The sequence below is a fragment of the Phaeobacter sp. CC-HEC084 genome (genome assembly GCF_059429255.1).
In genome coordinates, this window is sequence record NZ_JCAIJQ010000002.1 from 1517574 (window position 1) to 1539550 (window position 21977).

The following is a 21977-nucleotide window of genomic DNA, read 5'->3' on the forward strand; positions in this document are numbered from 1 at the left end:
AACGCTACTCCTCTTATGGTTTCCAAAAGGTAAATCACCTCCATGTCCAAACCGGTCGTCACCCGTTTCGCCCCCTCGCCCACCGGCTTTCTGCATATCGGCGGCGCCCGCACCGCGCTGTTCAACTGGCTGTATGCGCGCGGACGCGGCGGTAAATTCCTGCTCAGAATCGAAGATACCGACCGGGAGCGTTCCACCCCCGAAGCCACCGCTGCCATCCTGCAGGGGCTGGACTGGCTGGGCCTGGATCACGACGGTGATGTGATCAGCCAGTTCGAACGCGCCGACCGTCACGCCGAGGTTGCGCATCAGCTGCTGGCCGAAGGCAAGGCCTACAAATGCTTTGCCACCCAGGAAGAAATCGCCGCCTTCCGCGATGCCGCCCGGGCCGAGGGAAAATCGACGCTCTACCGCTCGCCCTGGCGCGATGCCGATGCCTCCACTCATCCGGATGCGCCTTACGTGGTGCGCATCAAGGCCCCGCAGGAGGGCACATCGGTCATTCGCGATCAGGTGCAGGGCGATGTCTCGATCCGGAACGACCAGTTGGACGACATGATTCTGCTGCGGTCCGATGGCACGCCTGTTTATATGCTGGCCGTCGTCGTGGACGATTATGACATGGGCGTCACCCATGTGATCCGGGGCGACGACCACCTCAACAACGCCGCTCGTCAGATGATGATCTACGAGGCGATGGGCTGGGACATTCCGGTCTGGGCGCACATCCCGCTGATCCACGGCCCCGACGGCAAGAAACTGTCGAAACGCCACGGCGCCCTTGGCGCGCAGGAGTATCAGGCCATGGGGTATCCCGCGGCTGGCATGCGCAACTATCTGGCCCGTCTCGGCTGGAGCCATGGCGACGATGAGTTCTTCACCGACGCGCAAGCACGCGAATGGTTCGATCTGGATGGAATCGGCAAAAGCCCGGCCCGGTTCGATACCAAAAAGCTGGAAAGCCTCTGCGGGCAGCATATCGCCGTTAGCGATGACGCTGCACTGCGGCAGGAGATCGAAGCCTATCTTGCCGCAGCCGGTGAGCCTGCCCTGACTGACGTTCAGTCAACTGATCTTGAACGGGCCATGTACTGCCTGAAAGATCGCGCCAAGACTTTCCCTGAACTTCTTGAGAAAGCGCATTTTATCCTGACGGCACGCCCCATCGAACCGGATGCAAAGGCGGCCAAGGCGCTGGCATCTGTATCCGATAGTATACTGAATGAATTGACGCCGCAGTTGCAAAGTGCTAGCTGGACGCGTGACGATCTGGAGGCGCTTCTCAACCAATTCGCGGAAGCACAGGATACCAAGTTCGGCAAGCTGGCCGGCCCGCTGAGAGCGGCCCTGGCAGGCCGGGCGGTAACGCCTTCGGTGTTCGATATGATGCTGATTTTGGGCCGTGAGGAAACATTGGCCCGTTTGACCGATGCTGCAGGCTGATCCCGCCTCTTAACCCTTGGGTAAGTCTGCTTCGATACGACCTCACCTGCGCAGTCCACGCGCAGGTGCTGCCTGCACAAAGCCCGGATTTCTCCGGGTTTTCGTGCCTGTAACAGGAAGGGACATCTATGACCGATACCAATAAGACAGCCCAGCTCAGCCTGAATGGCGAAACTTACGAGCTTCCCATCTTCTCTCCGACAGCCGGGCCCGATGTTCTCGACATCCGCAAACTCTACGCGCAGGCCGGTGTCTTCACTTACGATCCGGGCTTCACCTCGACCGCAAGCTGCGACAGCACCATCACCTTCATCGATGGTGGCAAGGGCGAGCTGCTGCACCGTGGCTACCCGATCGACCAACTTGCAGCCAATTCGCACCACCTCGAAGTCTGCTACCTGCTGCTTTACGGTGAGCTGCCGACCGCTGCTCAGCTGGAAGATTTCGAAGCGCGTGTGACCCGTCACACCATGGTGCACGAGCAGATGCACAACTTCTTCCGTGGTTTCCGCCGCGATGCGCACCCGATGGCGACCCTGGTTGGTGTGGTTGGCGCGATGTCCGCCTTCTACCACGACTCCACCGATATCGCCGATCCGTGGCAGCGCGAGGTCGCCTCGATCCGCCTGATCGCAAAACTGCCGACCATCGCCGCGATGGCCTATAAATATTCGATTGGTCAGCCCTTCGTCTATCCGCGCAACGATCTGGATTACGCCGCGAACTTCCTGCACATGTGTTTCTCGGTTCCGGCCGAAGAATATCACGTCGACCCGATCCTCGCCCGCGCCATGGACCGGATCTTTATCCTGCACGCGGACCACGAACAGAACGCTTCGACCTCGACCGTGCGTCTGGCGTCCTCTTCCGGTGCAAACCCGTTCGCCTGTATCGCGGCTGGTATCGCCTGCCTCTGGGGTCCGGCCCATGGCGGCGCCAACCAGGCTTGCCTCGAGATGCTGAAAGAAATCGGCACCGTCGACAAGATCCCCGAGTTCATCGCCCGCGCCAAGGACAAGAACGATCCGTTCCGCCTGATGGGCTTTGGTCACCGCGTGTACAAAAACACCGACCCGCGCGCCAAGGTTCTGAAACAGTCCGCGGATGAGGTTCTTGAACTGCTCGGCGTCGAGGACAACCCGCTGCTGCAGGTTGCCAAGGAGCTGGAACAGACCGCGCTCAACGATCCTTACTTCATCGAGAAGAAACTGTTCCCGAACGTCGACTTCTACTCGGGCATCATCCTGGAGGCGATGGGCTTCCCGACCTCGATGTTCACGCCGATCTTCGCGCTGTCGCGCACCGTCGGCTGGATCTCGCAGTGGAAAGAGATGATCGCAGACCCACAGAACAAAATCGGTCGCCCGCGTCAGCTGTACCTCGGCGAAACCGCCCGCGATTACGTGGATATCGAGAACCGCTGATCGGTATAACAGCCTTGATTGGACGCCTCGCACCTTCTGGGTGCGGGGCGTTTTTTGTTGGCTGGAGCGGCCCTCCAGCAGCGTCCAACTCCCCGGATTCCCCGAGTTTACCCCCAGGATTGTTCTAAATTTGGAGATAATTCTTCTCATCTCGAACCATTATCCGCGCTTTCATCTACAACAGCGGTGTTTACCTACTCTTCCGCTAGGCAGGTCGAATGGGATGGTTTATTAATTTTTTATTGTTATTTGGGGGAATTTTTATGTTTTGGATGGCCATGATCGGCGTCGGCCTGCTTGCGGGTTTTGTATTTCTTGAATCGGATGATGAGGTTGAGACCTCGGAAACAATTACCGAAGAGGAGCAACCGGATGATGCGTTTACCGGTGCCAGCGGTGACGACGAGATAACCGGAAACCGGCAGGACAACACGCTTTTGGGACGTAATGGCGATGATGACCTCGCCGGTCAGCGCGGGTCCGACAGGGTCTTTGGCGACGGTGGCATGGACACCGTTTCCGGCGGCGGTGGCGACGACAGCGTATTTGGCGGCAACGGGGATGATTTTATCACAGGTGACCGCGGTGATGACATGCTCCGCGGCGGGCGCGACCATGACATCCTTTTGGATAATCAAGGCTCTGACAGCTTGCATGGCGATCTCGGCCAGGATCTTATCATCGCAAGCGGCCAACTGTCCGCCGAGACCATCGAAAGCCTGGAACAGGATCGCTCTCTGGAGAATGGCGCCCGAGATCTTCTGGAGCAACTTGGCATCGACTTCTCCGAAGACACCGATTCCCGCGGCGACAGCGTCGATGGCGGCGAAGGGGACGACACCCTTGTGTTCGGAGTAGATGACACGGTCATCGGCGGCAGCGGCAAGGATCTGTTCGTCACAGCATCCTGGCTGGAAGGTGAACCTGCGGCAACCATCACAGATTTTTCACGGGGCGAAGATCAGCTTATCTACGGCTATGATCCCTTGGATGGACCTGCGCCCGCGTTGACGGTGGACCACCTTCCCAACGAGACCGAAGGCAGCGATGCGATCGTCTATGCAGATGGGGTGGAGGTTATTCGGGTGCTGGATCAGGATGGTACGTTTGATCCCGCGCAGGACATTCGCGTGATCCCCTATGGAGCTCGGGCGACCACCTGATCGACAGCGGGTCCTGCAATTCTGAACTGTGGGACCCCTTTCAGATAAGGACGGAACCAATCCCGCCGATCGCCACCAATCAAGAATTGTCACCCTTGCAGAAACAATACCAACCGTTTGTTTTCCATTAAAAATTGACACAATCCCCCCTCAAGATTATCTTTCCGTAAGTTGTATTTAGAACTTTCAGGATATCCCTATGATTGCTCTTTTCGCGTTTGTTTCTCTTGGCCTTTTTGCAGGGCTTATTCTTGATGCAACCGACGATGATCAAGATCCCTCCGCTGAAGGGGAAGACCTTTCCGGAACCGAGGAAGGCGATGTTCTGACCGGCACCGATTTAGATGATACCATCCATGGCGGGGATGGATCGGATGCCATTACTGGCGGTGGGGGCGATGACTGGCTACGCGGCGGCTCCGATCAGGATGTGCTTATCGGCGAAGAAGGTAACGATAGCATCACCGGAAGCCTCGGCGCCGATTGGCTGCAGGGAGACCAGGGGCAAGACACATTGAACGGCGGGTTCGGTGGCGACGGGCTTTATGGCGGCGAAGGGTCCGACATCATGCTCGGCGGGGCTGGCGACGACGTTCTTTCCGGTGTCGTCATGTATGAGATCGCGGAAGATCAGGCAGCAGATGCCTTGGAGGATATTCAGGACGGATTTGGCGTCAGAATGACCCCATACTTCAGCTCCGTCTCAGATGATGGCGACAGCGACACTCTTCTGGGCGGTGACGGCCATGACACCTTGATTGCCGGCGACGGAGATATTCTGACGGGCGGTGGCGGCAGCAACGACTTCATTACAGGAGCCTGGGCGCAAGGTAACGACCTTGCAGTCATTACCGACTTCGACTTGGATGAAGACGCGGTTCTCTACTACTATCCTGAAAGCGAAGAGGCCCCCGACCTCACCGTGACATCCGAAGAGAACGGGTCCGGTGGTCAGGACAGCACCCTATATGCCGATGGGGTCTCCATCATGCGGATCAACGACACGGACGGATTGTTCAGCGTCGATGTCCATGTCCGCCTACGCGCAACCGCCGCAGAAATCTAAAAGAAAGTCGGCCCCGCGTCAGAATAACCGACCGGGCCGGTCCCCTACTAACGCCCTTCGAACTTGGCTGGGCGTTTTTCCATGAAGGCAGTGACGCCTTCCAGGAAATCGCGGGTCTTGCCGCATTCGCCCTGCAGTTGCGCCTCAATCGACAGTTGTTCGGGCAGGCTTTTATCATAGCTGCCCCGCATCGCGGTCTTGATGGCGCCAAAGGCCTTGGTCGGACCCTCCGCCAGATAGGCAGCCCGCGCCCGCCAATGGGCATCGAACTCTGCATCCGGCACCGCTTCCCAGATCATGCCCCAGTCGCTGGCCTGCTTGGCCGTGATCTTGTCAGCGAACAGGGCCGCGCCCATTGCCTTGGCCAGCCCCATCTGGCGCGGCAGGAACCAGGTGCCGCCCGCATCCGGCATCAGGCCGATCCGGGCAAAGGCCTGCAGGAAATAGGCGCTCTCGGTCGCGATTACCACATCAGCTGCCAGCGCCAGATTGGCCCCTGCCCCGGCCACTGGACCGTTGACCGCCGCCATGGTCGGCACCGGGCAATCATAAAGCGCCTCAAGCATCGGCGTGTATTCGTCGCGCAGCGTCCGCTCCAGATCCAGGTCGCCAGAGCCGGAGGCATCGCTCAGATCCTGCCCCGAGCAAAAGGCGCTGCCAGCGCCGGTGAGCACCACAGCGCGTGCCTCGCTCGCGGCCTGTTTCAGGGCATGGGTCAGTTCGGCCCGCATCTGACCAGTCAGCGCGTTCATCTTGGACGGGCGGTTCAGCGTCAGGATCGCCAATCCGTTCTCAAGCGAATATTGGATTTCTTTATAGTCCATCAGAGGGCCTCGTCTGTCTTCTCTCGGATCCCCGCGGGCCAGTGGCGCCGCAGAGCGGATGTGATTTCAGCCATGGTGGCGCAAAGCATTGCGGTCGAAAAGCCGGACCCGGCGTCACTCGTCCATAATTTTCCGCAGCCGGTCTTCTTCCTCGGGGCTCAGCCCGGCCTCTGCTGTTCCGGGCGCCCTGGCCCGTCCACGCAGATACCCGGCGCCAAGGCCAAGGGCCAGCAACAGCATCAGTGGACCCGCCGCCCAAAGCAGCCAGTTCGCTCCCGTGGTGGTGGGCCGCAGCAGCACGTATTCGCCATACCGGTCGACCACAAAGTCGATCACCTCGGTATCGCTGTCCCCGGCCACCAGGCGCTCGCGCACCAGAAGCCGCAGATCCCGCGCCAGATCGGCGTTGGATTCATCGATATTCTCGTTGCGGCAGACAAGACAGCGCAGGTCCTTGGACAATTCGCGCGCGCGCCCCTCCAAAACCGGATCGGATAGGACCTCATCCGGCTGGACGGCCAGTACAGGCGTCGCAGGCAGCGCGATCACCCCCATGAGGGTGATCACCAGAACCTTGGCAAACCGATTGAGCATAGCCGCGCCCTTCATTCTGCGGGCACCTTTGCCGCGCCAGCGCCCTTGCGGGCCCCGGCCGCCACACGGAAACGCCGGTCGCTGAGGCTCAGCAAACCGCCAAGCGCCATGAGCAGGCAGCCACCCCAGATCCAGTTGGCCAGCGGTTTGATATAGGTTCGCACGGTCCAGCCGCCATCCGCCTGCTGATCGCCGATCACCACGTAAAGGTCGCGCAGCAAGCGGTAGTCAATTGCGGCCTCTGTCGTCGGCATCTTCGCCACCGGATAGGTGCGTTTTTCAGGATGCAGCACAGCAACATCCGCGCCGTCCTTGAAGATGCTGACGGTGGCCATGGTGGTGAAGTAGTTCGGCCCCCGCGCGCGGTCGACCGCATCCAGCACCAGCTCGTACCCGCCGACAGTAAAGGGCTCGCCGATCTTGGCAATGCGGATGTCTTCCTCTTCCCACGCCGTCAGACCGGCGATGGCAAAGATGGTGATCCCCAGCCCTGCATGGGCCACGGCCTTACCCCAGTCGGCGCGCGGCAGTCGCAGCAAGCGCCCAATCTGCCCGACCTTGCCGGTGCGCGACCACAGATCGGCAGCGGCACCAAAGACCACCCAGGAGCCGATGAACAACCCGATTGGCCCCAGACCGGAGCGGCCCGTCTGCATGGCCCAGGCCAGCACACCCAAGGCAACCGATAGGACCAGCACATAGCGCAGGTACCAGATCGTCTGGCCCAGCTTACCGCGTTTCCACGGCAGCATGGCGCCAACCGGCAGGATCATCCCCAAAAGCACCATGAAGGGGGTGAAGGCCGCGTTGAAGAAGGGCGGTCCGACGCTCAGTTTGCGGGCAAAGGCCATTTCGGCCACGATCGGCCAGAGCGTGCCAAAGAACACCACAAAGCAGCTCACGGCCAGCAGAATGTTGTTGGCCACCAGCGCGCCTTCGCGACTGACGATGCCAAAGACGCCCTTGGCCTGCATCTGCTGGGCACGCGCCGCGAACAGCGTCAGCGCCCCGCCGGTAAAGAAGGCTAGGATGAATAGAATAAACACGCCGCGTTCCGGATCGTTGGCAAAGGCATGTACCGAGGTCAGCAGCCCCGAGCGGACGATAAAGGTCCCGATCAGCGAGAAGCCGAAGGCGAGGATGGCCAGCAGGATGGTCCAGCTTTTGAGCGACTCACGTTTTTCCACCACGATGGCGGAATGCAGCAGCGCTGCCGCCAGCAGCCAGGGCATGAAGCTGGCGTTTTCCACTGGGTCCCAGAACCAGAAACCGCCCCAACCCAGCTCGTAATAGGCCCACCAGGATCCCAGCGCGATGCCGATGGTCAGGAAAATCCAGGCGGCCAGCGTCCAAGGCCGCACCCAGCGTCCCCAAGCGGCATCAATGCGCCCCTCGATCAGGGCTGCCACGGCAAAGGAAAACGCCATCGAAAGCCCAACATAGCCGAGGTAAAGGAATGGCGGGTGAAAGGCGAGGCCCGGGTCCTGCAGCAGCGGGTTCAGATCCTGCCCGTCAAACGGCGGCGACACCAGCCTCAGGAACGGGTTCGATGTGAACAGAATGAAGGCAAAGAAGGCAACACCAATGGCGGCCTGAACCGAAAGAACCCGCGCCTTGAGCGTCTGCGGCAAGCCGCCGCCAAAGACCGAGGCCACTGCGCCGAACAGGCTGACTATCAGTACCCAGAGCAGCATGGAGCCTTCGTGGTTCCCCCAGGTGCCCGAGATCTTGTAAAGCATCGGCTTGGCCGAGTGGCTGTTGAGGGTGACAAGCCGGAGCGAGAAATCCGAAGTCACGAAGGCCCAGACCAGCGCCGCAAAGGCAAAGGCGGTAAAGAAGAACTGCGCCTGTGCCGCAGGTTCGGCGACGGCCATCCAGCCGGGCCAGCGTTTATGGGCGCCGATCATGGGAACAACCATCTGCACGATGGCAACCAGAAAGGCGAGGATGAGGGCGAAGTGACCGAGTTCTGTAATCATACCTCTGTCTATAATCTTTCACCGGGGCGGCGCCAATGGCATTTGGCGCGTCCAGCCGCCGCAGGAGGCGATTGCGCGCTTACTCTGCGGGGTGGTCGGCCTGCGACAGCCTGAACTGGCTTTCCTTCCATGCCTGCAACGCCGGGTTCTCGACTTCAGTCTGGGACGGCGGCTTGTCATTTTGCACAGGTGCAGGCCCCTCCAGCGTTTGAGGCACACGTGCAGCAACTTCCGCAAGGCTCCGCTGGAATTCCTGGCTTTTGATTTGATGGCGCGCACCGAAATAGAAAGAGACGATAACCCCCAGCAGCCACCACAACGGTTCGGGCACTGCCGCCAGCCCCTGCATCCGGGCTGCAAACCACGAGGGGTTGGCCATTGCGCTCACCATCAGCCCCACTGTCCCGAGCGCCAGCAGCGGCCTTGGCAGCCGGTTGATCCCATCCATCACCCGGTCAAACACGCTACGCCGTTCAGCGCGGAATTCTGCCGCGAACTGCTGCAGCGCCGCGCCTTGCGCCCGGCTGGCCCGCTCTGCACCGGCCTCCGCGTTTTCACGAAACACCTCAACTGTATTCTGCAACACATTGCGATTACGTCCAAACAGCAAGCGAAACAAACCTGTGATCATCGTTTTCCTTCCTGCCACCGTGCGATCCGCCGGACAAAGGCCTTCCGGTCCATGTGGTATTTGGTGCTGATGAATACCTCGGCGCGCCGGATCCATCCGCCCTTGCCGCCTGCGCGGGTCCGGGCGTATTTGCGGCTGGCCGGGCGCCGGTCTGCCAAGTCGAAATAGTAGCTGCGCCGGGCAATGCCGTAGGCGTCGCGCAGGCTCTTTGCATCCACCTGCGCCGCCCGCAGTCCCGCCGCCGCTGTGTGCGTCCCAATCACCCCATCCACCGCAATGTCGAACCCCATTTCCTGTAGCAGCCCCTGCAGGATCCGGACCGCGTTAGCGCCGGAATTGACGTACATATCGAACACCGATGCCTGGAGCGCCTCTGGCAAGCGGGCGATTCCTGGACGTTCGAAATACCAGCGGATGAAGATATCCACCGCATCTTCGCGGCTCAGCGCCTTCACATCCGTGGCGTCGACCTGCCCGTCACCGGAAACATCAATTCCCAGCCGTTTCAGGGTCCCGATCGTGACCCCGTGTTTGGTGGCCCCACCCGGATCACCGGGATCATTCACATAACCGCCTTCGCGCTCGACGATCTCTTCGGCAATCTGTCTGACCTGCATCCGGACACTCTTTTCTTTTTAATGGCAAAGTGTTGCACCAAACATCTGAGGTCCCGTTACCCTGGCGTCCGCGTGTGAGGCAACGGTCTGGCCCTGCGGCCCTCCGCCGCCGTTGCATTCCGCTCTTGAGCCTTCTGCGCGCACTCTGCTACCTCATCGCCACGGGCCAGACAGGCCGGACAAGCGACAAGGCGGATAGATGACGAATACTCCGATCAAGGTGGTCGACCGGGCAAGCGGCACGGTTTTCGACGAGGTGATCCTTGGCGAGAAATGGATCCGCTGGGCTTATCAGGACGCAGGCTCCAGCCTGCTGGAGCGCGCACTGTTCCGATCCTCTTTGGTTAGCCGCCTGTTCGGGCTGTGGTTCGACTCGCCCCTTTCCCGGCGCAAGATCGCCGCGGTCATCGAGGAACTGTCGATTGACATGGACGAGGCCCGCGATCCAGTCTCCAGCTTTCGCTGCTTTAACGATTTCTTCGTGCGGCACCTGAAACCGGAAACCCGCCCCTATAGTGATGAACTGAACGACATCGTCTCCCCGGCGGATGGTCGCGTCTTGGTGTTCCCTGAACTGGAGGAGGACGTTTTTGTCCCGGTCAAAGGGCACCCGATGTCAATCCGCACCATGCTGCCCGGCCTGCACGAGCGGTTTCTGGGCGGTGCCCTCGCCATTGTCCGCCTGTGCCCCGCCGATTATCACAGGTATCATTTTCCGACCGCAGGCCAGATTACCGAAACCCGCGACATTCCCGGCGCGCTGCATTCGGTGAACCCCATCGCGCTTGGCGCCGGGCCGGATGTTTTTGGTGACAACAAGCGCAGCCTGACCCTGATCGACACGGACACGGCGGGCACCATGTGCTTTGTCGAGGTCGGCGCCTTTGGCGTGGGGTCCATCGTCAACACCCGCACCAGTGGCCGGGTCGAGAAGATGGACGAAAAGGGCTATTTCAAGTTCGGCGGCTCCACCGTCGTCGTAGTCTTTGAACCCGGGAAGGTCCAGTTCAGCGACGATCTGATCACCAACAGTTCCAAAGGCTTGGAGACCCTTGTGAAAGTCGGCGAACCTCTGGCGCGCGCCCTCTGACCCCTATTTTTCCGGCGGAATCGAGTAGGTCATGGTGGAGCGCGCCACCATCTTGTCCGAACCTTCCGAATACATATGCACATCGCCAACAGCGAGCGCGCGGCCCAGTTTCAACAGAGTTCCTTTGGCGATCAGATCGACACCCGCCTCGGGCTTGCGCATGAAATCAAGCGAGCAATTGGTGGTCACCGCCAGTGCCTTGCGTCCCAGCCGGGATAGTACCAGCCCGTAGACTGTCACATCAGCCAGCGCGAACATCGAAGGGCCAGACACAGTGCCGCCCGGCCGCAGGTGCCGTTCTGCCGTCAGCAGCCGCATGGTGATCCCTGCCTCGGACAGTTCATCCACGGCGAAATCATCCGCCACCTGCGGAAAGATCTCCGCCATATAGGCGGTCAGCCCCGCCGCATCAAAAGCCAAAGCCATGCTTTTCCTTCTCCCTTGTCCGCCATAGAGTTGCCCCAAACAGGGTCAGGAGGACAAGATGACAATTCTGGAACGTCGCGACGCAAATGCGATCGCACATCTGCGCATGAACGCACCCGAGCGGCTGAACGCGCTGTCGGATGAGATGCTGGCCGCCCTGCAAGAGCAGATCGACGCCTTGAAAAACGACAGCACAATCAAGGCCGTTGTACTCTCTGGCGAGGGCAAGGCCTTCTGCGCCGGGCACGATATCCGACAGATGAACGCAGGGCGCGCGGCCGAGGATGGTGGCAAGGCCTATTTCGAGGGCCTTTTCGCCCGCTGCACCAGCGTGATGCTGGGTCTGCAACGCCTGCCACAGCCGGTAATTGCCCAGGTGCATGGGATTGCGACTGCCGCCGGCTGTCAGCTTGTCGCCTCTTGCGATCTGGCCGTGGCCGCGCAGGGCACCCGGTTCGGCGTCAATGGTGTCAATATCGGTCTGTTCTGCTCAACCCCCATGGTGGCCCTGTCTCGCAATATCCCGCGAAAACATGCCTTTGAACTGCTGACCACTGGCGAGTTCATGTCCGCCGTCCGCGCCGCCGAATTGGGTCTAATCAACAGAGCGGTGCCCGAAAAGGACCTGGAAGCTGAAACGCTGAAGATGGCAGAAACCATCGCATCAAAACTCGGCTCGGCCGTGAAGATCGGCAAGGAAGCCTATTACCGTCAAATCGAAATGCCCCTGGATGAGGCCTATGCCTATACCAGCGGGGTGATCGTCGAAAACCTGATGCACCGCGACACAATCGAAGGCCTCAACGCCTTTATCGAAAAGCGTCCGCCCGACTGGGAAGACAACTGAGTTTTCCGAAAATTTAAAACAAGTTTAGCCTTTGTTTACGATTGACCAGATATTGTTTCCATATCCGGTCTTTCAATAAAGGCAGGATAATGGCAAAGGTTGGGCACCGGTCACAGACCGGTCACAATTTTGGGCCGCTGCGTCGGAAGGTCCCTCCAACCGGGTCTCTCTCCCCGGTCGACATTCCCGCCGCAGTGGCCCCAAAATTCTCCCCTGCACAATACCGGTTCCAATGATCAGCAAACGGGTGCGTTGTCGGCCCCCTTGCATTGCGCGCCATTGCTGCCCCCGACGCATGTCATATTGCGCAATGGCCATCCCTGCCCTATGTGGCACCTCATGACACAAGAATTGCATATCGTGGGCGGCGGCATGGCCGGGTCCGAAGCTGCCTGGCAGGCGGCGAACATGGGCGTAAAGGTCGTGCTGCACGAGATGCGGCCCAAGGTCGAAACCTTTGCCCACCAGACCGGCAACCTGGGTGAGATGGTCTGCTCCAACTCCTTCCGATCCGATGACGATGAACAGAATGCCGTCGGCCTGCTGCATTGGGAAATGCGCGCCGCCAAGGGTCTGATCATGACCACGGCGGATAAGCATCGCCTGCCCGCAGGCGGCGCCCTGGCGGTGGACCGGGAACCCTTTGCCGAAACCGTGACCGCCCAGCTTAAGAGCCTTCCGAATGTCTCTGTTTCTTATGAAGAAATCACAGAGCTTCCCACCGAAGGTCACTGGATCTTTGCAACCGGTCCGCTGACCTCCCCCGATCTCGGCAAGGCGATCCAGGCTGAAACTGGCGCCGAGGCGCTGGCGTTCTTCGATGCCATTGCGCCCATCGTCTATGCCGAGAGCATCGACATGTCCAAGGCCTGGATGCAGTCGCGCTATGACAAGGGCGAAACCGAGGAGGAGCGCACCGCCTACCTCAACTGTCCGATGGACAAGGAACAATACGAGGCCTTCATCGACGCGCTGCTCGCCGCCGACAAGACCGAGTTCCACGAGGGCGAAACCGCTGGCTATTTCGACGGCTGCCTGCCGATTGAAGTGATGGCCGAACGCGGCCGCGAAACCCTACGCCACGGACCGATGAAGCCCGTTGGCCTCACCAACCCGCACCAGCCCGACATCAAGGCCCACGCCGTGGTGCAGCTGCGCCGGGACAATGCTTTGGGGACGCTGTTCAACATCGTCGGCTTCCAGACCAAGATGAAATACGGCGCCCAGACCGAGGTTTTCCGGATGATTCCGGGGTTGGAAAACGCCAGTTTCGCACGGCTTGGCGGCATCCACCGCAATACCTTCCTCAACTCTCCGACCCTTCTGGACAGCCAGATGCGCATGAAGTCGCGGCCCAATATCCGCTTTGCCGGGCAGATCACCGGCGTCGAAGGCTACGTGGAAAGCGCCGCTATGGGCCTGCTTGCCGGTCGCCTGGCCGCTGCGGAGATCCTGGGCAGGCCCCTTACCGACGTGCCGCAGGACAGCGCCATGGGCGCGCTGATCCATCACATCACCGGCGGCGCCGAGGCCAAGACGTTCCAGCCGATGAACGTGAACTTTGGCCTGTTCCGCCCGGTGGATGGGCTGAAAGGCGGGCGTCGCGGCCGCAAGGACCGCTACAAGGCCTATACCGACCGGGCCAAAGCCGCCTGGACCGAATGGCTGCAGCAGTTTTCCTGAACCGCGAGGGGCGCAATGACATTTCGCACCCGTTTTGCGCCCTCGCCCACCGGCCCGCTGCATCTGGGCCATGCCTATTCCGCGGTCATTGCTCACGACATGGCCCGCGCCGCCGGAGGCGCCTTCCTGCTGCGCATGGAGGACACCGACCTGCAACGGTCGAAACCGGAATGGGACGCGGCCATTATCGAAGATCTGACCTGGCTGGGCCTTCGCTGGGACGAGCCTATTCTGCGCCAGTCAGAGCATCTGAACGACTATAACAAATACCTCGAAACTTTTGAAAGTATGGGGCTTTTATATCCCTGCTCCTGCAGCCGCGCAGATATCCGCGCCGCCCTATCCGCACCGCAGGAGGGTGTCAGCCACGACGTCTATCCCGGCACCTGCAAGACCCGCCCCATGTCGGATCGCAAACCGGGTGATGCGCTGCGGCTGCATCTTGACCGCGCGCTTTCCCACCTAAAAGCCCAGAACATGACGTTCGAAGAAACCGGTGCGGCGCATAAGGGCACGCACCATCTGGACCCTGAACGTGCCCTAAAGGAAATCGGCGATGTCGTTCTGTCGCGCAAGGGCGAAGAGATCGTCGCCTATTTCCTGGCCTCGGCGCTGGACGACGTGCATCAGGAGATCACTCATGTGGTACGGGGCGAGGATCTGTTCGACTTCACCCAGCTACAGCTCCTGCTACTGACGCTGCTGGAGCTGCCCGTCCCCATCTACCACCATCACCGCCTGATCCGTGACGAGGCAGGCAAGCGCCTCGCCAAACGCGACGATGCCCGAGCCATCGCAAAATACCGCGCCGAAGGCGCAACACCGCAGGACATCCGCCGCATGGTGGGCCTTGGCTGAGCGCCCTCAGACCATGGGCGCCATCAATTCGACCTCTTCCCCTTCCCGCACAGCGGTATAGAAACAGCTGCGCCGGTTAGTGTGGCAGGCCGGTCCGGTCTGGCGCACGACAGCAAGCAAGCAATCACGGTCACAATCCAGTCGCAGATCCACCAGTTCCTGCACGTGGCCTGAGCTTTCACCCTTGACCCAGAACGACTGCCGCGAACGCGACCAATAGGTTACCTTGCCCGTCTCAAGCGTGCGCGCGACACTTTCGGCGTTCATCCAGGCCATCATCAGTACCTCATGGCTGTCGTGGTCCTGCGCGATACAGGGGATCAGCCCGTTTGCGTCGTAACGCAGGCTTGCGGGATCAAAGGACTGTGTGGTCGCGCTGGACATGGCAAAAACCTTTTGCATCTGAAGCTTCGCTCCCTATGTATGAGGAACTCCACCCAAGGGAAACCCCGAGGCCCGCATGTCCAGCGAAACCGATCTGATCAAACTCTATTCTTCCCGCATTCTGGCCCTTGCAGCGGATATTCCGCATTTAGAGCGTCTGGAAGATCCTGATGTCACAGTGAAAAAACGCTCGCCTCTCTGCGGGTCGACGGTGACCGTCGATCTGAAGGTCGAGGATGGCAAGATCACCGATTTCGGCCAGGACGTGAAAGCCTGCGCCCTGGGGCAAGCCGCGGCATCGGTTGTGGCGGATCACATTATCGGCTGCTCGCTGGAGACGGTGGAAAAAGCCCGCAACCAGCTGAAAGCGATGCTGACCGAAGGTGCCGAACCGCCGCAAGCCCCCTTTGACGAACTTGAGGTATTGGTGCCAGCCCGTGAGTTCAAGAATCGCCATGCTTCGATCATGCTGGCGCTGGATGCGACACATGAGGCGCTTCAGCAAGTTGCTAAGGAAGAGTGTACTTAACGATAATTTTATAACATTTGGGCTACTTGTTGACTGTAACGAGTAAACGGGTCCCTAAATGCTGCAAAAACAAGACACTCAGGCGCCATCAGTCGCGGACGCCAATCTGAACGATCTTGCCGAAATCTCTTCCCAGCTCGGTTTTGAAATTGTCGACATTGCCGGGTTCCTGGACATGATCGAGAGTAAATCCAAAACCCAGCTCGAAGATCTTGACCAATTGGACCGAGGCGCCGAGCGGGTTGTCAGATCGAATGCGCAGGTCATGGAGACCGTGGGTGCCGTCTCTCTATCAACCCAGAAAACGCTGGAGTCAGCCAGAAAGTCCGTAGCCCTCGTCCGCGAAAGCAGCGGCCGCAGCCAGGAGGTTGCCGAATGGGTGCAGGATCTCAACAGCCGGACCGAGGACGTCAGCAACACCGTCGACGCTATGCGCAAGGACAACGAGATCATCACTTCGATCGCGGCGCAGGTGAACATTCTGGCCATCAATGCCAAGATCGAAGCGGGGCGCGCAGGCGATGCCGGGCGGGGATTTGCGGTCGTTGCAGAGGCGATCAATGATCTGTCCAAACGCACCCAACGCGCGGCACGGGAGATCAGCACAAATATCGAAACGCTTTACAGCTGGATCCGGACTCTGGACGAAGAGACTGAGACGATATCCAAATCCGCCAAGCAAATCCTGGACCGCGCCCGAGATACCGACGCGTCGCTGGCTGGCATTGAAAAAGACGCCCAGAACGTGAACAGCGAAACCGGCCGGATTCTGACCGATGCCACGACCGTGCGCGACGCGATGGAGGCGTGTTTTCCCAACATCAACCGGATCAAGCATTCTGTTCAGGACACCACTGACGACATTCAAAAGACCCACCACCGTGTTGAAAATCTTATCATTTCCTCTGAACGCCTTGTTCAAGGCACGGTCGCTCTTGGCGGCCAATCCGGGGACAAGATGTTCATCGCATTTGTCACCGACATGGCGGCCCAGATTGGCAGGCTATTCGAAGAGGGCCTGACCAGCAGCCGGATTTCGCAGGCAGATCTGTTCGACCGGACCTATGTTCAAATCCCCAAGACCAATCCGACACAGGTCATGACCCGTTTCACCCAGTTCACCGACAGCGTCCTGCCGCCGCTGCTGGAGGCCGCCCTGGATCTGGATCCACGCGTGGTCTTTTCCGCAGCAGTGGACGTCAACGGATACCTCCCGACCCACAACAAGAAATTTTCCAAACCGCAAAGCGCAGATCCTGACTGGAACATGGCCAACTGCCGCAACCGGCGGATTTTCGATGATCGTGTCGGGCTCAAGGCCGGACGCAACACAGGTCCCTTCCTGATGCAGGTCTACCGGCGCGACATGGGCGGCGGCGACTTCGTCATGATGAAGGACCTGTCGGCGCCCATTACCGTGGGTGGTCGCCATTGGGGTGGTCTGCGGATGGCCTTTACGACCTGAAGCCCAATTACACGGATCCCCGAAACAGACGAAAACCCCGCGCAACTATATATTTATGCAATAAAATAAGCCGCCACACATCCGGGCAGATGGTGGCGGCAACTCTGGTTCTTCATGCGGGACGGGTCACGCTTTCCGGCAATCAGGCAAGGCCGGACGGGGATGGGTACAGGCAGGTGTTCCCCTCATCGGTTCGGGACAGGATGCAGTGCGACCACCATGAAGAGCCAAGATCGAATTCAGGATTGTCTCAGGCTTAGAAAGATCCCGGAAGGTGCAGCGCCGCCACCAGCATGACCGTAAGGGCGCCCGCACCAATCGCGTCCTGCAGCAGAGTGGATTGGGCGTTTTGAAGGGTCGTTTTCAACTGTGCAATCATTATCGTTCCTCCGGTCTGTTCGCTGTGTTTGCGCTTGGGCGCGTTCTTGTTGCCTCTTTGTTCTCATTTTGCGAACAGCATGTAAAGAACTTTATGAGAACATTTGCGAACTTTTTGGAACAAAACCGATTTCAATAGGAACGAAACAGGTTAACCCACTGAAATTAAACGGAACGCCTGGTCCTGCTTCATCAACCACAGCAGAACGCGTGCGGCCTGCCCCCGGGGACCAGTCAGGTCGGGGTCTTTGGCCAGCAATGCGCGCGCATCGCTCTGCGCTACGGCCATCAATGGCGCCTGCCGTTCCAGATCCGCAATCCTGAACCGCGGAAGGCCGGATTGGGCTGTGCCGATCATGTCACCGGCACCGCGCATCTCCAGATCGGTTTCGGAAATGCGAAAGCCATCCTCGGTTTCGCGCAGCACCTCCAGCCGCCGGCGGCCTCCCTCGCTCAGCGGTGGCTGGTACATCAACAGGCAGGTGGATTCGGCGCTGCCACGGCCGACCCGCCCCCGCAGCTGGTGCAGTTGGGCTAGGCCAAAGATTTCGGCCCGTTCGATCACCATGATCGAGGCGTTGGGCACGTTGACGCCCACCTCGATCACCGTGGTCGCCACCAGAACCTTGGTCTCACCGCTTTGAAAGGCGGCCATGGCCGCATCTTTTTCCCCAACCGGCATCTGCCCATGCACGAGACCCACCACGCCTTCGCCAAGGGCGGCACGCAAGAGCTTGAACCGTTCTTCTGCAGCGGTCAGGTCCATGACCTCGGATTCGCCAACCAAGGGGCACACCCAGTAGCACTGCCGCCCTTCCTCAATGGCGTGGCGCAGGTGGCTGACAATCTCCTCGGTCCGTTCCGTGCTGATCACAGCCGTCTTGACCGGCTTGCGGCCCGGGGGTTTCTCATCCAGCACCGAAACATCCATATCGCCGTATTGGGCCAGAGCCAGTGAGCGCGGAATGGGAGTCGCGGTCATCACCAGAACATCGGCGCCCATGCCCTTTTCTGCCAGTTCCATACGTTGACGAACGCCAAACCGATGCTGTTCATCTACGATGGCCAACCGCAAATCTGCAAAATGCACATCCTGCTGGAATACTGCATGCGTCCCGACCAGAATCTGGATATCACCCCGCTGCAGCGCTGCAAGCTTGGCCTTGCGCTCGGCGCCCTTGTCGCGGCCGGTCAGCAGTTCCAGAACCACGCCTGCTTCTTCGGCCAGGGGGCGCAGCCCGTCGTAATGCTGCTGCGCAAGGATGCTGGTCGGGGCCATCATCACACCCTGCCCGCCTGCCTCAACCGCAACCAGAAGCGCCATCAGCGCCACCAGCGTCTTGCCCGCGCCCACATCGCCCTGCAGCAGCCGGTTCATCCGCCTGTCCGAGGCCATATCGGCGGAGATTTCCTCGATCGCGCGGGTCTGCGCGCCCGTGGGGCGATAGGGCAGCGCCGACAGCACCCTTGATTGCAAACGCCCGGTGGCCTGACTCTGGATGCCACGGGATTTGCGCTCCGATTGGCGGGCAATCGCCAGCGTCAGCTGATGCGCAAACAGCTCATCATAGGCCAAGCGCGCCCGTGCCGGAGCGTCAGGGGCGAGATCCTCCTGTCCTTGTAGCTCATGCGCGGTGGTGATCGCCTTGTCCCATGAAGGCCAGGCTTCGCGTTTCACCTGCTCGGGGTCGATCCATTCGGGCAGTTCCGGCACCAGATCCAATGCGCCGCGCAGCGCCTTGAACATGGTTTTCTGCGACACCCCATGGGTCAGGTGATAGACCGGCTCGAACTCGGGAATCGTCGCGGCTTCGGCCAGTGGCACCATGTGATCGGGATGCACCATCTGCGCGATACCGTCGAACAGCTCCAGCTTGCCCGAGACCAGACGCCGCGATCCCTCGGGGCATTGCGCCTCCAGATAACGGCTGCGACCGTGAAAGAACACCAGCTGAAAATCTGTCTCCGCATCCGTCACCGTAATGCGGTAGGCGCCCCCACGATTGCGCGGCGGCCTGTGGGCGCCGATGGTGACTTCAACCGTGGCAACGGTCGGCAGCTCCAACCCGGCAACCGTATCGCGGCGGCGCCTGTCCTGAACAGAGTATGGCAATGAAAACAACAGGTCACGCGGCGTTTCTATATGGATCTGCTCCAGATTTTGGGCCGTCTTCGGCCCAATCCCTGGCAGTTTTTCCAGCCCTGAAAACAGGGGAAACAGGATCTCGGGACGCCCGCTCATGACTGTTCTATCAGCTCCAGCCAGCTGTCTTCATCCAGAACCTTGATCCCAAGATCTGCCGCCTTGGTTGCCTTGGAACCGGCCCCGGGCCCCGCCACAAGGATATCGGTTTTCTTGGAGACCGAGCCGGAGACCTTTGCCCCCAGCGCCTCAGCCCGCGCCTTGGCCTCGGCCCTTGTCATCTTTTCCAGCGTTCCAGTGAAGACCACCGTTTTGCCGGAGACCGGGCTTTCGGCGGCGGGTGCGTCGGGCGGGATGATCGTCAGATGCGCGGTCAACCGGTCAATCGCGGCGCGTTCCTCGGGGTTGGCGAGCGCGTCGGACAGAGACAGGGCCAGAATAGGTCCTATCCCGTCGGCGCCGACCAGATCGTCCCAGGCCGCCTGCGCTGCCTCGGGCACGTCGCAGGCGCTGACCGCAGCAGCACGGGTGTCGGAGATCCGGGCGCGGCGCCCTTCCTCGGCGGCGGCGATACGTTCGGCCTCTTCCGCCTCATCCGCCGCCCGATGCGCCAGCGCCGCCGGACGCGCGGTATCAAGCGCCGAAACCAGTTCATCCCAACCGCCGTAATGCAGCGCCAGATCGCGGCCACCGACCTCGCCGACGTGGCGAATACCAAGGGCAAAGATGAACTTGGCCAGTGGGATCTGTCGTTTCTCATCAATGGCATCAAACAGGTTGGTGGCCGATTTTTCCCCCCAACCTTCGCGGTTTTTCAGCTGCTGCATGCCAGAGCCAAAGCGGTCCCGCAGGGTAAAAATATCAGCCGGTTCGCGGATCCATTCGTCGCCGTAGAATTGTTCGACCTGCTTGTTGCCCAGCCCATCAATATCAAAGGCCGCGCGCGAGACGAAATGTTTCATCTTTTCAACAGCCTGCGCGGGACAGATAAGGCCACCGGTGCAGCGGCGCACAGCGTCGCCCTCTTCGCGGATCGCTTCGGATCCGCATTCCGGGCAGATATGCGGGAATGCATATGGCTCTGCACCCTCGGGCCGCTTGGTGAGGTCCACATCCGCCACCTTGGGGATCACATCACCAGCGCGGTAGATCTGCACCCAATCGCCGATGCGGATGTCCTTGCCGCCACGGATTTCTTCGCCTTTGGAGTCGAAGCCGCGAATGTAATCCTCATTGTGCAGTGTCGCGTTCGAGACAACCACCCCGCCCACGGTCACCGGGGTCAGCCGCGCAACGGGACTGAGCGCACCGGTGCGGCCAACCTGGATGTCGATGGCTTCAAGCCGGGTCCAGGCCAGTTCGGCGGGAAACTTATGCGCAATCGCCCAGCGTGGCGTGGTGGAGCGGAAACCCAGCCGCCCCTGCAGCGCCATGTCATTCACCTTGTAAACGACACCGTCGATATCGTAGCCCAGCGTGGCCCGCTGTTCCTCGATGCTCCGGTAATGCGCGATCATCTCGTCCACAGTGGGGCACAGCCTGGTCAGGGGATTGATGGTAAAACCAAAGCTTTCCAATCGTTTCATCGCCTCGAACTGCGTTTCCGCAAGAGGTTCAGAGAGTTCACCCCAGCTATAGGCAAAGAATTGCAATGGACGGGAGCGGGTAATTTCCGGATCCAGTTGACGCAAGGACCCTGCCGCCGCGTTGCGCGGGTTGGCAAATGTCTTGCCGCCGCGTTTTTCCTGCCGGGCGTTCAGGGCGGCAAAAGCCTCATGGCTCATGTAGACTTCGCCGCGCACCTCCAGCACTGCGGGCGCATCTACGATCTGCTGCGGAATATCGGCGATGGTGCGGGCGTTTTCGGTGACGTTCTCGCCCACCGATCCGTCACCGCGGGTGGCGGCCTGTATCAGCACACCGTTTTCATAACGCAGAGAAAGAGACAGACCATCAATTTTTGGCTCGGCGGTAAAGCTGAGCGGAGTATCCTCGGACTGGCCCAGGTATTTTCGAACACTGCGGGCAAAATCTTCTACATCACTGTCTTCAAACGCATTTCCGAGCGACAACATCGGCACGCTATGCGCCACCTTGCCAAAGCCAGAGGCTGCGGGCGCCCCTACGGCCTCAAGCTGAGACGCCTCGTCCTTCAACGCCGGAAATGCTTCCGTCAAAGCAACATACCGCCGCTTCGCCGCATCGTATTCGGCGTCCGAAATGATCGGCGCATCTTCCTGGTGATACGCAAGATCGGCGGTTTGCAGTTTCTCCTGCAAGGCCAGGAATTCCTGGCGGGCGTCCTCTTTGGAAAGACTCTTCGGATCGCTGTCTTGGCTTTGTGTCACGCGTTTGCCCCGTCTTGCTTCAGACTAGGTGATAGGCCGCAGAACCTGCCACGTCCAGAGAAGCAAGAGGGCTTTGGCGTCCCAT

20 protein-coding genes are annotated in these 21977 nt (G+C 60.1%); 10 read left to right on the forward strand and 10 right to left on the reverse strand.

Going from position 1 to position 21977, the window contains the following annotated elements; genetic code table 11:
• The first annotated feature begins 42 nt into the window (after positions 1 to 42).
• From gltX to AC5SSZ_RS07650, 4 genes are all read left to right on the forward strand, one after another.
• Positions 43 to 1443 (forward strand): glutamate--tRNA ligase, encoded by a 1401-nt coding sequence (gltX, locus tag AC5SSZ_RS07635; RefSeq protein WP_495437765.1) that lies wholly within the window; start codon positions 43 to 45, stop codon positions 1441 to 1443.
• Between the two features lie 128 nt (positions 1444 to 1571).
• Positions 1572 to 2867 carry a citrate synthase gene (gltA, locus tag AC5SSZ_RS07640; protein ID WP_065270151.1) on the forward strand — a complete coding sequence of 432 codons (1296 nt, stop codon included), beginning with the start codon at positions 1572 to 1574 and terminating at the stop codon, positions 2865 to 2867.
• Positions 2868 to 3085: 218 nt separating this feature from the next.
• The gene (locus AC5SSZ_RS07645) at positions 3086 to 4030 is read left to right on the forward strand and encodes a calcium-binding protein (protein WP_495437766.1); all 945 of its coding nucleotides are present in this window, start codon (positions 3086 to 3088) and stop codon (positions 4028 to 4030) included.
• Positions 4031 to 4229: 199 nt separating this feature from the next.
• Complete coding sequence (locus tag AC5SSZ_RS07650; protein WP_495437767.1) at positions 4230 to 5096, forward strand: calcium-binding protein; 867 nt, start codon at positions 4230 to 4232, stop codon at positions 5094 to 5096.
• Positions 5097 to 5143: 47 nt separating this feature from the next.
• Here the strand turns inward: AC5SSZ_RS07650 and AC5SSZ_RS07655 are convergent, their stop codons facing one another.
• The 5 genes from AC5SSZ_RS07655 to AC5SSZ_RS07675 form a co-directional block, all read right to left on the reverse strand.
• Entirely contained in the window at positions 5144 to 5920 is a 777-nt protein-coding gene (locus AC5SSZ_RS07655) for an enoyl-CoA hydratase-related protein (protein WP_274828022.1), read from the reverse strand.
• Between the two features lie 114 nt (positions 5921 to 6034).
• Positions 6035 to 6475 (reverse strand): cytochrome c-type biogenesis protein, encoded by a 441-nt coding sequence (locus AC5SSZ_RS07660; protein ID WP_274834459.1) that lies wholly within the window; start codon positions 6473 to 6475, stop codon positions 6035 to 6037.
• A gap of 50 nt (positions 6476 to 6525) precedes the next feature.
• Positions 6526 to 8493 carry a heme lyase CcmF/NrfE family subunit gene (locus AC5SSZ_RS07665; RefSeq protein WP_495437768.1) on the reverse strand — a complete coding sequence of 656 codons (1968 nt, stop codon included), beginning with the start codon at positions 8491 to 8493 and terminating at the stop codon, positions 6526 to 6528.
• Between the two features lie 79 nt (positions 8494 to 8572).
• Positions 8573 to 9124 carry a holin family protein gene (locus tag AC5SSZ_RS07670; protein WP_495437769.1) on the reverse strand — a complete coding sequence of 184 codons (552 nt, stop codon included), beginning with the start codon at positions 9122 to 9124 and terminating at the stop codon, positions 8573 to 8575.
• Positions 9121 to 9741 (reverse strand): holin-associated N-acetylmuramidase, encoded by a 621-nt coding sequence (locus AC5SSZ_RS07675; RefSeq protein ID WP_495437770.1) that lies wholly within the window; start codon positions 9739 to 9741, stop codon positions 9121 to 9123. Before AC5SSZ_RS07675 ends, AC5SSZ_RS07670 begins: the two co-directional genes overlap by 4 nt.
• Before the next feature lie 199 nt (positions 9742 to 9940).
• On the opposite strand from AC5SSZ_RS07675, the gene asd reads away from it, so the two are divergent.
• Complete coding sequence (gene asd / locus AC5SSZ_RS07680) at positions 9941 to 10831, forward strand: archaetidylserine decarboxylase (RefSeq protein ID WP_274836965.1); 891 nt, start codon at positions 9941 to 9943, stop codon at positions 10829 to 10831.
• A 3-nt stretch (positions 10832 to 10834) separates the two neighbouring features.
• Here asd and AC5SSZ_RS07685 read toward each other — a convergent pair whose 3' ends face one another.
• Positions 10835 to 11257: a PaaI family thioesterase gene (locus AC5SSZ_RS07685; RefSeq protein ID WP_274828018.1), complete on the reverse strand. Its 423-nt coding sequence runs from the start codon at positions 11255 to 11257 to the stop codon at positions 10835 to 10837.
• A 58-nt stretch (positions 11258 to 11315) separates the two neighbouring features.
• Between AC5SSZ_RS07685 and AC5SSZ_RS07690 the strand changes: the two genes are divergently transcribed.
• From AC5SSZ_RS07690 to gluQRS, 3 genes are all read left to right on the forward strand, one after another.
• Positions 11316 to 12104, forward strand: a complete 789-nt coding sequence (locus tag AC5SSZ_RS07690) for an enoyl-CoA hydratase (protein WP_495437771.1) — start codon at positions 11316 to 11318, stop codon at positions 12102 to 12104.
• Between the two features lie 339 nt (positions 12105 to 12443).
• Positions 12444 to 13787: a methylenetetrahydrofolate--tRNA-(uracil(54)-C(5))-methyltransferase (FADH(2)-oxidizing) TrmFO gene (gene trmFO / locus AC5SSZ_RS07695; protein WP_495437772.1), complete on the forward strand. Its 1344-nt coding sequence runs from the start codon at positions 12444 to 12446 to the stop codon at positions 13785 to 13787.
• Between the two features lie 15 nt (positions 13788 to 13802).
• Positions 13803 to 14645, forward strand: coding sequence for a tRNA glutamyl-Q(34) synthetase GluQRS (gene gluQRS / locus AC5SSZ_RS07700; RefSeq protein WP_495437773.1), 843 nt, complete (start codon positions 13803 to 13805; stop codon positions 14643 to 14645).
• A gap of 6 nt (positions 14646 to 14651) precedes the next feature.
• On the opposite strand, the gene hisI is transcribed toward gluQRS, so the two are convergent.
• Entirely contained in the window at positions 14652 to 15047 is a 396-nt protein-coding gene (gene hisI / locus AC5SSZ_RS07705) for a phosphoribosyl-AMP cyclohydrolase (RefSeq protein ID WP_274833959.1), read from the reverse strand.
• A 58-nt stretch (positions 15048 to 15105) separates the two neighbouring features.
• On the opposite strand from hisI, the gene AC5SSZ_RS07710 reads away from it, so the two are divergent.
• A complete protein-coding gene (locus tag AC5SSZ_RS07710) occupies positions 15106 to 15558 on the forward strand; it encodes an iron-sulfur cluster assembly scaffold protein (protein WP_274828013.1) in 453 nt (150 codons plus the stop codon).
• 58 nt (positions 15559 to 15616) lie between these two features.
• A complete protein-coding gene (locus AC5SSZ_RS07715; RefSeq protein ID WP_495437774.1) occupies positions 15617 to 17023 on the forward strand; it encodes a methyl-accepting chemotaxis protein in 1407 nt (468 codons plus the stop codon).
• Positions 17024 to 17279: 256 nt separating this feature from the next.
• Here the strand turns inward: AC5SSZ_RS07715 and AC5SSZ_RS07720 are convergent, their stop codons facing one another.
• The 3 genes from AC5SSZ_RS07720 to ligA all read right to left on the reverse strand — a co-directional run bounded on the left by AC5SSZ_RS07720 (position 17280) and on the right by ligA (position 21892).
• On the reverse strand, positions 17280 to 17402 hold the full coding sequence (locus AC5SSZ_RS07720) for a hypothetical protein (RefSeq protein WP_274831152.1): 123 nt from the start codon (positions 17400 to 17402) through the stop codon (positions 17280 to 17282).
• 150 nt (positions 17403 to 17552) lie between these two features.
• Positions 17553 to 19643 (reverse strand): ATP-dependent DNA helicase RecG, encoded by a 2091-nt coding sequence (gene recG, locus AC5SSZ_RS07725; protein ID WP_495437775.1) that lies wholly within the window; start codon positions 19641 to 19643, stop codon positions 17553 to 17555.
• Positions 19640 to 21892: an NAD-dependent DNA ligase LigA gene (gene ligA / locus AC5SSZ_RS07730; protein ID WP_495437776.1), complete on the reverse strand. Its 2253-nt coding sequence runs from the start codon at positions 21890 to 21892 to the stop codon at positions 19640 to 19642. The genes recG and ligA overlap by 4 nt, the downstream gene beginning before the upstream one ends.
• Positions 21893 to 21977 lie beyond the last annotated feature (85 nt).

What these genes read in the sequence shown, in the direction of transcription:
- gltX (WP_495437765.1), top strand. Translation starts at nt 43, where the DNA reads ATGTCCAAACCGGTCGTCACCCGTTTCGCCCCCTCGCCCACCGGCTTT.
- gltA (WP_065270151.1), top strand. Translation starts at nt 1,572, where the DNA reads ATGACCGATACCAATAAGACAGCCCAGCTCAGCCTGAATGGCGAAACT.
- AC5SSZ_RS07645 (WP_495437766.1), top strand. Translation starts at nt 3,086, where the DNA reads ATGGGATGGTTTATTAATTTTTTATTGTTATTTGGGGGAATTTTTATG.
- AC5SSZ_RS07650 (WP_495437767.1), top strand. Translation starts at nt 4,230, where the DNA reads ATGATTGCTCTTTTCGCGTTTGTTTCTCTTGGCCTTTTTGCAGGGCTT.
- AC5SSZ_RS07655 (WP_274828022.1), bottom strand. Translation starts at nt 5,920, where the DNA reads ATGGACTATAAAGAAATCCAATATTCGCTTGAGAACGGATTGGCGATC.
- AC5SSZ_RS07660 (WP_274834459.1), bottom strand. Translation starts at nt 6,475, where the DNA reads ATGGGGGTGATCGCGCTGCCTGCGACGCCTGTACTGGCCGTCCAGCCG.
- AC5SSZ_RS07665 (WP_495437768.1), bottom strand. Translation starts at nt 8,493, where the DNA reads ATGATTACAGAACTCGGTCACTTCGCCCTCATCCTCGCCTTTCTGGTT.
- AC5SSZ_RS07670 (WP_495437769.1), bottom strand. Translation starts at nt 9,124, where the DNA reads ATGATCACAGGTTTGTTTCGCTTGCTGTTTGGACGTAATCGCAATGTG.
- AC5SSZ_RS07675 (WP_495437770.1), bottom strand. Translation starts at nt 9,741, where the DNA reads ATGCAGGTCAGACAGATTGCCGAAGAGATCGTCGAGCGCGAAGGCGGT.
- asd (WP_274836965.1), top strand. Translation starts at nt 9,941, where the DNA reads ATGACGAATACTCCGATCAAGGTGGTCGACCGGGCAAGCGGCACGGTT.
- AC5SSZ_RS07685 (WP_274828018.1), bottom strand. Translation starts at nt 11,257, where the DNA reads ATGGCTTTGGCTTTTGATGCGGCGGGGCTGACCGCCTATATGGCGGAG.
- AC5SSZ_RS07690 (WP_495437771.1), top strand. Translation starts at nt 11,316, where the DNA reads ATGACAATTCTGGAACGTCGCGACGCAAATGCGATCGCACATCTGCGC.
- trmFO (WP_495437772.1), top strand. Translation starts at nt 12,444, where the DNA reads ATGACACAAGAATTGCATATCGTGGGCGGCGGCATGGCCGGGTCCGAA.
- gluQRS (WP_495437773.1), top strand. Translation starts at nt 13,803, where the DNA reads ATGACATTTCGCACCCGTTTTGCGCCCTCGCCCACCGGCCCGCTGCAT.
- hisI (WP_274833959.1), bottom strand. Translation starts at nt 15,047, where the DNA reads ATGCAAAAGGTTTTTGCCATGTCCAGCGCGACCACACAGTCCTTTGAT.
- AC5SSZ_RS07710 (WP_274828013.1), top strand. Translation starts at nt 15,106, where the DNA reads ATGTCCAGCGAAACCGATCTGATCAAACTCTATTCTTCCCGCATTCTG.
- AC5SSZ_RS07715 (WP_495437774.1), top strand. Translation starts at nt 15,617, where the DNA reads ATGCTGCAAAAACAAGACACTCAGGCGCCATCAGTCGCGGACGCCAAT.
- AC5SSZ_RS07720 (WP_274831152.1), bottom strand. Translation starts at nt 17,402, where the DNA reads ATGATTGCACAGTTGAAAACGACCCTTCAAAACGCCCAATCCACTCTG.
- recG (WP_495437775.1), bottom strand. Translation starts at nt 19,643, where the DNA reads ATGAGCGGGCGTCCCGAGATCCTGTTTCCCCTGTTTTCAGGGCTGGAA.